The following is an 8,779-nucleotide window of genomic DNA, read 5'->3' as shown; positions in this document are numbered from 1 at the left end:
GGGGGGGGGGGGGGGCGGGGGGGGGGGGGTGGGGGGGGAAGGGGAGGGGAAGGCGACGAGGAAAAGAAAAAAGGGGGGACGGTGGGGGGGGGGGGGTGGGGGGGGCGGGACGGGCCCCCACGCCCATTCTCCCACCGGACAGGCCCTGGGCGGGCCCGGAGGCGTCACTTCGCGCGGTAGCGGCGCATCTTCGCGCGGGCTCCGCAGACCGACATCGAGCACCAGCGGCCGCGGCCGGCCGGGCTGCGGTCGTAGTACGCCCAGAGGCAGGTCGGGGCTTCGCAGGCCTTCAGCCGCAGCCAGGTGCCCGCGACGAGGCCCTCGGCGATCGCGACGGCCACGCGCGCGGTGAGCGACGCCAGTCCCCCGGCCTCTCCGAAGACGAGCGCGGACCCCGCGGCCTCACCCGAGACGGGCGCCGACCCCGCGGCCTCTCCGGAAGCGGGAACGGACCCCGCGGCCCCTCCCGAAGCGAGCGCGGACGCCGCGGCCTCTCCGGAGACGGGCGCGGGCGCGAGGGCCGCCGCGCCGCCCTCGGTGTCCACCGTCACCACCAACGGCGCCCGCGCCAACAGCCGTCCGAGCGGGGTCACTTCGCGGTGCGGCGGATGGCCCGCGTGGGCCAGGCACACCGCGCGCAGCGACTCGCGCAGCTCGCGGGCGCCCGCGACGTCCGCCGCCGCAAGACCGAAGGGGGCCCGCCCTTCGACCGTGTCCAGGGCGTCGACGTCCCCCTCGATGTCGAGGGTGTTGACCAGCGCCTGGACCAGGGCCAGGCCACCGGGTGCGGGCACTCTGTCATTCATGCTTGCGACGTTACCGCCTATGCGGGAGCATGAGGTAACCGTTGCCGGTTGACCCCTTCTACCGGTAACCCTTTCAGCGGACGCAGTTCCGTAGACACAGGAGGAAGTCATGGCTCTCGCCCACCTGGGTGCCGTCGTCCTGGACTGTCCCGACCCGCGTGCCCTCGCCGACTTCTACGCCGGCGTCCTGGGCGGCACGATCGAGGGCGAGGGCAGGTGGGTCGACCTGAAGGTGGCCGGCGGCGCGGCACTGGCGTTCCAGGCCGCCCCCGGACACGTACCGCCGAAGTGGCCGGCGCCCGACGACTCGCAGCAGTTCCACCTGGATCTGACCGTCGAGGACCTCGACGCGGCCGAGCGGGAGGTGCTCGCGCTCGGCGCCACGGCACTGGACGCGGCCGACCACTCCCGCACGTTCCGTGTGTACGCGGACCCCGCGGGGCACCCGTTCTGCCTCTGCGCCTGCTGAGGCACCGGAGCCGCCGCGGGCCCGAGGCGGCCACATGCGAAGCCGGCACCGACCGGGACCCCTCACAAGGAGAAGACATGCCACCCGTCGTACAGATGCGTTCCGTCGTACTCGACTGCCCCGACCCGCGCGCTCTCGCCGACTTCTACGCCGGCGTCCTGGGCGGCACGGTCACCGCGGAGGACGACACCTGGGTCACGCTCGAAGCCCCCGGCGGTCATCGGATCGCCTTCCAGCAGGCGCCGGGGTACGCACCGCCGGACTGGCCGAGCGCGGACAGCAACTCGCAGCAGTTCCATCTCGACTTCGACGCCGGCAGCACCTGGGAGGCGTTGGAGGAGGCCCAGGAGAAGGTCCTTGCGCTCGGCGCCCGGCCGCTCGACCTGGACGACGACGGCGGCAAGCGGGACTGGCGGGTGTACGCGGATCCGGCGGGGCATCCCTTCTGCCTCTGCCGGATCGACCACTCCTAGGGCCCGCCGAACGGGCCGGGTGTCAGCTGTCCAGCGCGGCGATCTTCGCCGTGGACGGTTCGCGGCGCTGCTGGGCGGCACGGGCCGTGAAGTCCGCGCTGCGCAGCACGCGCTGGACATTGCCCCAGGTCAGCAGGGCCAGATCGGACTCGGGCCAGCCGCGGTCGAAGAGTTCCGCGATCAGATGCGGATAGCAGGACGCGTCGGGGAGATCCTGCGGATGCGCGGTCCCGGAGTCGTACGTCCCCGAGAGGCCGACGCACTCCGGGCCCGCGACGGCGCGGATGTGGTCGAGATGGTCGGCGACGTCCCGCACCGACGGGCCGGTCTGCTCGGCCGTGAGCGGCACCAGGCACAGGCCGTGGGCGACGCCCAGTTCGGCGAGGACGTCGTCCGGCAGGTTGCTGGGGTGGGGGCGCAGGGTGCGGGCCGCGGAGCGGGTGAAGACGACCGGTGCCTTGGAGACCGCGAGGGTGCGGTGGATCGTGGCGTCGGAGGCGCCGGAGAGGTCGGGGAGCACACCGAGCCGGTTCAGTTCGCGCACGACCTCCTCACCGAACCGGGTGAGACCCGTGCTGCTCGCCCAGGACGTGCCGGAGAGCGTGAGGAGGCGCAGCCCGAGCGAGTGCAGGGCGCGCAGGATGCCGAGCGAGTCGCCGAGCGCGGCGGCGCCGGCGGGACCGAGCACGACGGCGACACGGCCGCAGTTGCGGGCGTCGGTGATCTGGCCGGCGCTGTGGGCCAGCCGCAGCCCCTCGGGGTGCACCTGGACCACCGTCTTCACCAGGTCCAGCTGCTCCAGGGTGGCGCCGATGGCCCGGTCGCCCGCGAGGCCCTCGGGCAGATGCAGCGACCAGAACAGCGCGCCCACATGGCCTTCCCGCAGCCGCGGCACATCGGTGTCGACGGCGCTCTCGCCCAGCTCCAGGTCGTACCAGGGCAGATGGCGCAGCGCCCAGGGCAGCCCGCTGTAGCCGTCGGCGACGGGCTGCGTGGCCAGGAAGGCGTGCGCGCGCTCCAGGGTGCCGGAGGCAGCGGCCGCCTCGTCCGTGCGGAGCTCCGGGACGGCCCGGGGGGCGGCTGCGGGGCCTTCGAGTCCGCCCACCTCGGCGGTGGTGTGCAGTTCGTCCTGCAGGTCTGCCATGGCGGGGCTCCGTACGTCAACGAGATCGCAGTACGGTCACCGTTGCACGGAGCCCCGGGGGCTTCCTGGTGGGTGGGGCGTTCGGGGTATGCCCGCCGGTTCAGCCGTCCAGCTGCTCCGGGGTCGCGTTCGACGGGCCCCGGGTCGCCCGGAGACCCCGGGCCACGTCCTCGGCGGCGCCCAGCACCCGTACCGCGTTCTGCCAGGTCAGCTTGGCCAGGTCGGCCTTCGACCAGCCGCGGTCCAGCAGCTCGGCGATCAGGTTCGGATAGCCGGAGACGTCACCGAGGCCTTCCGGGGTGAACGCCGTCCCGTCGTAGTCGCCGCCGATGCCGAGGTGGTCGACGCCGGCCACCTCGCGCATGTGGTCCAGGTGGTCGGCGACCGTGGAGACCGTGGCGACGGGGCGCGGGTGCGACTCCTCGAAGGCGCGGTGGACCTTCATCGCCTCGGCGGTGGTGGCGAGGTGGTGGAAGCCGTGCGCGCGCATGTTCTCGTCGGCGGCCGCCGTCCAGTCGACCGCCGCCTGGAGGACGAACTTCGGCACGAACGTCACCATCGCCACTCCCCCGTTGGCGGGCAGCCGCTCCAGGACGTCGTCCGGGATGTTGCGCGGGTGGTCGCACACCGCGCGCGCGGAGGAGTGGGAGAAGATCACCGGCGCGGCGGTGGTGTCGAGCGCGTCCCGCATGGTGGTGGCGGCCACGTGCGAGAGGTCCACGAGCATGCCCTCGCGGTTCATCTCCCGCACGACCGCGCGGCCGAAGGCCGACAGACCGCCGACGGCCGGCACGTCGGTCGCCGAGTCCGCCCAGGAGATGTTGTCGTTGTGGGTGAGCGTCATGTAGCGGACGCCCAGCGCGTACAACCCCCGCAGCGCGCCGAGGGAGTTGTCGATCGAGTGACCGCCCTCCGCACCCATCAGTGAGGCGATACGGCCCTCCGCGCGCGCCGCCTCCATGTCCGCGGCGGTCAGCGCGGCACGCAGGTCGGCCGGGTGACGGTCGATCAACTGCCGTACACAGTCGATCTGTTCGAGCGTCGCGGTGAGGGCGTCCGGCAGATCGGAGCGCACGTACACCGACCAGTACTGCGCGCCGACGCCGCCGGCGCGCAGCCGCGCCAGGTCGGTGTGCAGGTGCGCGCTCTGGTCGGCGGCGATGTCACGGGCGTCGAGGTCGTAGCGGACCTGCTCCCGCAGCGCCCAGGGGAGGTCGTTGTGACCGTCGACGACGGGGAACTCGGCGAGGAGTTCGCGGGCGGGACCGAGGGACGACATCCGCGTCACTTCCCGGAACCGAAGCCGAAGCCGCCGCCCGCGCCCTCGACCTTGGTGCGCAGCCGCTTGCCCTTCTCGGTGGCCTGGTCGTTCAGTTCCTGCTGGAACTCCCGCATCCGGGCGAGGAGTTCCTCGTCGTGCGCGGCCAGGATGCGGGCGGCCAGCAGGCCCGCGTTGCGCGCGCCGCCGACGGAGACGGTGGCCACCGGGACGCCCGCGGGCATCTGCACGATGGACAGCAACGAGTCCATGCCGTCGAGGTACTTCAGCGGGACCGGCACACCGATGACGGGCAACGGGGTGACGGAGGCGAGCATGCCGGGCAGGTGGGCGGCGCCGCCCGCGCCCGCGATGATCGCCTTGAGCCCGCGCTCCGCGGCCTGCTCGCCGTACGCGATCATCTCGCGCGGCATCCGGTGCGCGGAGACGACGTCCACCTCGTAGGGGATCTCGAACTCGTCGAGGGCCTGCGCGGCGGCCTCCATGACGGGCCAGTCGGAGTCGGATCCCATGACGATGCCGACGACGGGCGAGTGCGGGGACGTGCTCATTCGGTGATCGTGCCTCTCAGGTAGCCGGCTGCGTGCCGGGCGCGATCGAGGACGTCGTCCAGGTCGTCGCCGTAGGTGTTGACGTGGCCGACCTTGCGGCCGGGCTTCACGTCCTTGCCGTACATGTGGATCTTGAGCTTGGGGTCGCGGGCCATGCAGTGCAGGTACGCGGAGTACATGTCCGGGTAGTCGCCGCCCAGGACGTTCACCATGACCGTCCAGGGGGCGCGCGGGCGCGGGTCGCCCAGCGGGAGGTCGAGGACCGCCCGGACGTGGTTGGCGAACTGGGAGGTGATCGCGCCGTCCTGGGTCCAGTGGCCCGAGTTGTGCGGGCGCATCGCCAGTTCGTTGACGAGGATGCGGCCGTCGCGGGTCTCGAAGAGCTCCACGGCCAGGTGACCGACCACGTCGAGTTCCTTGGCGATGCGCAGGGCGAGTTCCTCGGCCTGCAGCGCCAGCGCCTCGGCGATACCGGGCGCGGGTGCGATCACCGTGTCGCAGACCCCGTCGACCTGCTGGGACTCGACGACGGGGTAGGCGACCGCCTGTCCGTGCGGTGAGCGCACGACGTTCGCCGCGAGCTCCCGTACGAAGTCGACCTTCTCCTCGGCGAGGACCGGGACCCCGGCGCGGAAGGGGGCGGCGGCGTCCTCGGCGGAGCGCACGAACCACACGCCCTTGCCGTCGTAGCCGCCGCGGACCGTCTTGAGGATCACGGGGAACCCGTCGCCCTCGGCCGCGAACGCGGCGACGTCGTCGACGTCGCGCACGATCCGGTGCCGGGGGCACGGCACGCCGATCTCGACGAGCTTCGCCCGCATCACGCCCTTGTCCTGGGCGTGCACGAGCGCGTCGGGCCCGGGACGGACGGGGATGCCGTCCGCCTCCAGGGCACGCAGATGCTCGGTGGGTACGTGTTCGTGATCGAAGGTGATCACGTCGCAGCCCCGCGCGAAGTCACGCAGCGTGTCGAGGTCGCGATAGTCGCCGATGACGACATCGCTGACGACCTGCGCCGCGGAATCCTGAGGGGTGTCACTGAGGAGCTTGAACTTGATGCCGAGCGGGATGCCCGCCTCGTGTGTCATACGAGCGAGCTGACCCCCGCCGACCATGCCGACTACCGGGAACGTCACCCTCCAAGAGTATCGGCCGCGCCGCGGCGGCCGGATTCCGTCCCTCCCGGCCGCTCGCCGGACGCCCCGCGCGCCGCTGCGCACCCGCTTCCCGATCCCCTTTTTGCATGCCCCTGAGCCGGTCTTTGCCCGCGTGTCCACCCGTACACGGGCGCCACGCAGAGCCGCTGGTTAGCATGGCTGGGTTGACGTATCCGACCGATGCATCCGACCGACGGGGGCTGGCGACACGATGGGCAGTGGTTCCACGGAGCTGCGCGACCGGCCCCGCAGCGCGGTACGCGAGCGGTTCGACCTGCTCGTACGGGAGGTCGCGAAGTTCGGGGCCGTGGGTGCCCTGGGCACCGTGGTGAACTTCGGGGTCTCCAATCTGCTGTGGCACACCACGAGCCTGCAGGCCGTGCGTGCCAACGTGATCGCGACCGTCGTCGCCATCGCCTGCAACTACGTGGGCTTCCGGTACTTCACCTACCGCGACCGCGACAAGAGCGCCCGGACTAAGGAGCTCACGCTCTTCCTGGCGTTCAGCGCCGTGGGCCTGGTCATCGAGAACGGCGTGCTGTACGCGGCGATCTACGGCTTCGGCTGGGACAGCCCGGTGCAGCGCAATGTCTTCAAGGTGCTCGGCATCGGCATCGCAACGCTGTTCCGGTTCTGGGCGTACCGCTCGTGGGTGTTCCGCTCGCTGCCGGCCCGGGAGGCCGCGGCCAGTGCGGAATCGTTCCTCGACACGGAGCCCGAGCGGCCGCGGCCGACCCACCGGGTGGGCTGAGCCCGTCCCGTCCACGGACGGAACCGGACGGAGCCGGGCCCTAGCGGACCGTCGGCTCCTCCTCCTGGCTCGCTGACGGCTTCTTCAGCGGCGTACGGGACAGGAAGAGCCCGAAGACCGGGGGCTGGGCCTGGAGCATCTCCAGGCGGCCGCCGTCGGCCTCTGCGAGGTCGCGGGCGACGGCCAGTCCGATGCCGGTCGAGTTGCGGCCGCTGATGGTGCGCTCGAAGATCCGCGCGCCCAGGTCGGCCGGGACGCCGGGGCCCTCGTCCGTGACCTCGACGACGGCCTGGTTGCCGGTGACGCGGGTGCGCAGGGCGACGGTGCCCCCGCCGTGCATCAGGGAGTTCTCGATGAGGGCCGCGAGGACCTGGGCGACCGCGCCCGGGGTGCCGACCGCCCGCAGATGCTGCTTCCCGGAGCTGACGATGGCGCGGCCCACACTGCGGGAGGCGGGGCGCCACTCGGCGAGCTGCTGCTGGATGACCTCGTCGAGGTCGAAGGAGACGGCGGAGCCGGTCCGCGGGTCGCGGGCGTTGGTGAGCAGCCGCTCGACGACGTCCGTGAGCCGCTCGACCTGCGTCAGCGCGATCGTCGCCTCCTCCTTCACCGTGTCCGGGTCGTCGGTGAGGGTGATCTCCTCCAGCCGCATGGAGAGGGCCGTCAGCGGCGTACGGAGCTGGTGGGAGGCGTCGGCGGCGAGGCGGCGCTCGGCGGTGAGCATGCGCGCGATCCGCTCGGCGCTGCCGTCCAGCACGTCCGCGACCCGGTCCAGCTCCGGGACGCCGTAGCGCTTGTGGCGGGGGCGGGGGTCGCCGGAGCCGAGCCGTTCCGCGGTCTCCGCGAGGTCGGTCAGCGGCGAGGCGAGCCGGTTGGCCTGCCGTACGGCGAGGAGGACGGCGGCGACCACCGCGAGCAGGGCGACCGCGGCGATGATCAGCAGCGTCCGGCCGACCTCGCGGGTGACCGACGAGCGCGGCTCCTCGACCATGACCGTCTCGCCCTGCTCACCCCTGGCCGACTTGGAGCGGATGACGTCGCCGGTGGGCTCGGTGCCGACCTCGATCGCCGCCTTGCCGGGGATCCTGATCACGGCGTACCGGTCGTCCGCGACCTGGTCCTTGAGGATCTCCGGGCTGATCCGCTCGTCCCCGAGGATGCGGCTGTCCACGATGCTGGCGAGCCGCTGTGCCTCGGAGTCCACGCGCTCCTGCGCGCTGGTGCTGATCGTGCGGGTCTCGACGATGACGAGGGACACGCCGAAGACGGCGATCACCACGAGCACGACGGCGAGCGTGGACTGGATGAGTCGGCGGCGCATGTCTCGTTACCTGTGGGAGCGGCGGAGGGGGTCAGCTCTTCTCGAAGCGGAAGCCCACTCCTCGTACCGTCGCGATGTAGCGGGGGTTCGCCGCGTCGTCGCCCAGCTTCTTGCGCAGCCAGGAGATGTGCATGTCGAGGGTCTTGGTGGAGGACCACCACGTGGTGTCCCAGACCTCGCGCATCAGCTGGTCGCGGGTGACGACCCGGCCCGCGTCCCGTACGAGGACGCGCAGCAGGTCGAACTCCTTTGCCGTGAGCTGGAGTTCCTCGTCGCCCATCCAGGCGCGGTGCGACTCGACGTCGATCCGCACGCCGTGCGTGGCGGGCGGCTGCTGCGGCTCCGCGGCGCCGCGCCGGAGGAGCGCCCGGACGCGGGCCAGCAGTTCGGCGAGCCGGAACGGCTTGGTGACGTAGTCGTCGGCGCCGGCGTCCAGGCCGACGACGGTGTCCACCTCGTCGGCGCGCGCGGTCAGGATGAGGATGGGGACGGTGTGGCCTTCGGCGCGCAGCCGCCTGGCCACCTCCAGGCCGTCCATGCCGGGCAGGCCCAGGTCCAGGACGCACAGGTCGATGCCGCCCTGGATACCGGCGTCGAGCGCGGTGGGTCCGTCCTCGCGCACCTCCACCTCGTAACCCTCCCGACGCAGGGCGCGGGCCAGCGGCTCCGAGATGGACGCATCGTCCTCGGCGAGCAGTACACGGGTCATGAGGTGATGGTAGTCCGCCTGGGACAAGAGCTGTTGCCTGGTCGGCGCTCATGATTCTTACCTTCGGCGGGGGCCTGCCCCCGCCGTGCTCCCGCCGGGCCGTGTGTCGCGGCCACCGC

The 8,779-nt window shown here is 72.3% G+C and carries 10 protein-coding genes; 3 read left to right on the top strand and 7 right to left on the bottom strand.

Features of this window, described 5'->3' with window-relative positions:
* Nucleotides 1-164: 164 nt before the first annotated feature.
* The gene (locus tag ACFWM2_RS14565; protein ID WP_383278177.1) at nt 165-806 is read right to left on the bottom strand and encodes a CGNR zinc finger domain-containing protein; all 642 of its coding nucleotides are present in this window, start codon (nt 804-806) and stop codon (nt 165-167) included.
* 109 nt (nt 807-915) lie between these two features.
* Here ACFWM2_RS14565 and ACFWM2_RS14560 point away from each other — a divergent pair, with 109 nt between their 5' ends.
* Nucleotides 916-1,275: a VOC family protein gene (locus tag ACFWM2_RS14560; RefSeq protein ID WP_383278174.1), complete on the top strand. Its 360-nt coding sequence runs from the start codon at nt 916-918 to the stop codon at nt 1,273-1,275.
* A 77-nt stretch (nt 1,276-1,352) separates the two neighbouring features.
* Complete coding sequence (locus tag ACFWM2_RS14555) at nt 1,353-1,748, top strand: VOC family protein (RefSeq protein ID WP_383278171.1); 396 nt, start codon at nt 1,353-1,355, stop codon at nt 1,746-1,748.
* A gap of 22 nt (nt 1,749-1,770) precedes the next feature.
* Here ACFWM2_RS14555 and ACFWM2_RS14550 read toward each other — a convergent pair whose 3' ends face one another.
* From ACFWM2_RS14550 to ACFWM2_RS14535, 4 genes are all read right to left on the bottom strand, one after another.
* Nucleotides 1,771-2,892, bottom strand: coding sequence for a dipeptidase (locus ACFWM2_RS14550; protein WP_383278168.1), 1,122 nt, complete (start codon nt 2,890-2,892; stop codon nt 1,771-1,773).
* A gap of 100 nt (nt 2,893-2,992) precedes the next feature.
* Entirely contained in the window at nt 2,993-4,171 is a 1,179-nt protein-coding gene (locus ACFWM2_RS14545) for a dipeptidase (protein ID WP_383278165.1), read from the bottom strand.
* A gap of 5 nt (nt 4,172-4,176) precedes the next feature.
* Nucleotides 4,177-4,722 (bottom strand): 5-(carboxyamino)imidazole ribonucleotide mutase, encoded by a 546-nt coding sequence (gene purE / locus ACFWM2_RS14540; protein ID WP_383278162.1) that lies wholly within the window; start codon nt 4,720-4,722, stop codon nt 4,177-4,179.
* On the bottom strand, nt 4,719-5,858 hold the full coding sequence (locus ACFWM2_RS14535; RefSeq protein WP_383278159.1) for a 5-(carboxyamino)imidazole ribonucleotide synthase: 1,140 nt from the start codon (nt 5,856-5,858) through the stop codon (nt 4,719-4,721). The genes purE and ACFWM2_RS14535 overlap by 4 nt, the downstream gene beginning before the upstream one ends.
* A gap of 232 nt (nt 5,859-6,090) precedes the next feature.
* Between ACFWM2_RS14535 and ACFWM2_RS14530 the strand changes: the two genes are divergently transcribed.
* The gene (locus tag ACFWM2_RS14530) at nt 6,091-6,630 is read left to right on the top strand and encodes a GtrA family protein (RefSeq protein WP_383278156.1); all 540 of its coding nucleotides are present in this window, start codon (nt 6,091-6,093) and stop codon (nt 6,628-6,630) included.
* A 40-nt stretch (nt 6,631-6,670) separates the two neighbouring features.
* Here the strand turns inward: ACFWM2_RS14530 and ACFWM2_RS14525 are convergent, their stop codons facing one another.
* Nucleotides 6,671-7,951 carry an ATP-binding protein gene (locus tag ACFWM2_RS14525; RefSeq protein WP_383278153.1) on the bottom strand — a complete coding sequence of 427 codons (1,281 nt, stop codon included), beginning with the start codon at nt 7,949-7,951 and terminating at the stop codon, nt 6,671-6,673.
* Nucleotides 7,952-7,982: 31 nt separating this feature from the next.
* Nucleotides 7,983-8,660 carry a response regulator transcription factor gene (locus ACFWM2_RS14520; RefSeq protein ID WP_037748267.1) on the bottom strand — a complete coding sequence of 226 codons (678 nt, stop codon included), beginning with the start codon at nt 8,658-8,660 and terminating at the stop codon, nt 7,983-7,985.
* Nucleotides 8,661-8,779 lie beyond the last annotated feature (119 nt).

This window comes from Streptomyces sp. NPDC058371 (genome assembly GCF_042723265.1).
Lineage (GTDB): Bacteria > Actinomycetota > Actinomycetes > Streptomycetales > Streptomycetaceae > Streptomyces.
The sequence above is the reverse complement of the archived record's forward strand: the minus strand, read 5'-3'. Positions and strand labels throughout refer to the sequence as shown.

What these genes read in the sequence shown, in the direction of transcription:
- ACFWM2_RS14560 (WP_383278174.1), top strand. Translation starts at nt 916, where the DNA reads ATGGCTCTCGCCCACCTGGGTGCCGTCGTCCTGGACTGTCCCGACCCG.
- ACFWM2_RS14565 (WP_383278177.1), bottom strand. Translation starts at nt 806, where the DNA reads ATGAATGACAGAGTGCCCGCACCCGGTGGCCTGGCCCTGGTCCAGGCG.
- ACFWM2_RS14555 (WP_383278171.1), top strand. Translation starts at nt 1,353, where the DNA reads ATGCCACCCGTCGTACAGATGCGTTCCGTCGTACTCGACTGCCCCGAC.
- ACFWM2_RS14550 (WP_383278168.1), bottom strand. Translation starts at nt 2,892, where the DNA reads ATGGCAGACCTGCAGGACGAACTGCACACCACCGCCGAGGTGGGCGGA.
- ACFWM2_RS14520 (WP_037748267.1), bottom strand. Translation starts at nt 8,660, where the DNA reads ATGACCCGTGTACTGCTCGCCGAGGACGATGCGTCCATCTCGGAGCCG.
- ACFWM2_RS14545 (WP_383278165.1), bottom strand. Translation starts at nt 4,171, where the DNA reads ATGTCGTCCCTCGGTCCCGCCCGCGAACTCCTCGCCGAGTTCCCCGTC.
- purE (WP_383278162.1), bottom strand. Translation starts at nt 4,722, where the DNA reads ATGAGCACGTCCCCGCACTCGCCCGTCGTCGGCATCGTCATGGGATCC.
- ACFWM2_RS14525 (WP_383278153.1), bottom strand. Translation starts at nt 7,951, where the DNA reads ATGCGCCGCCGACTCATCCAGTCCACGCTCGCCGTCGTGCTCGTGGTG.
- ACFWM2_RS14530 (WP_383278156.1), top strand. Translation starts at nt 6,091, where the DNA reads ATGGGCAGTGGTTCCACGGAGCTGCGCGACCGGCCCCGCAGCGCGGTA.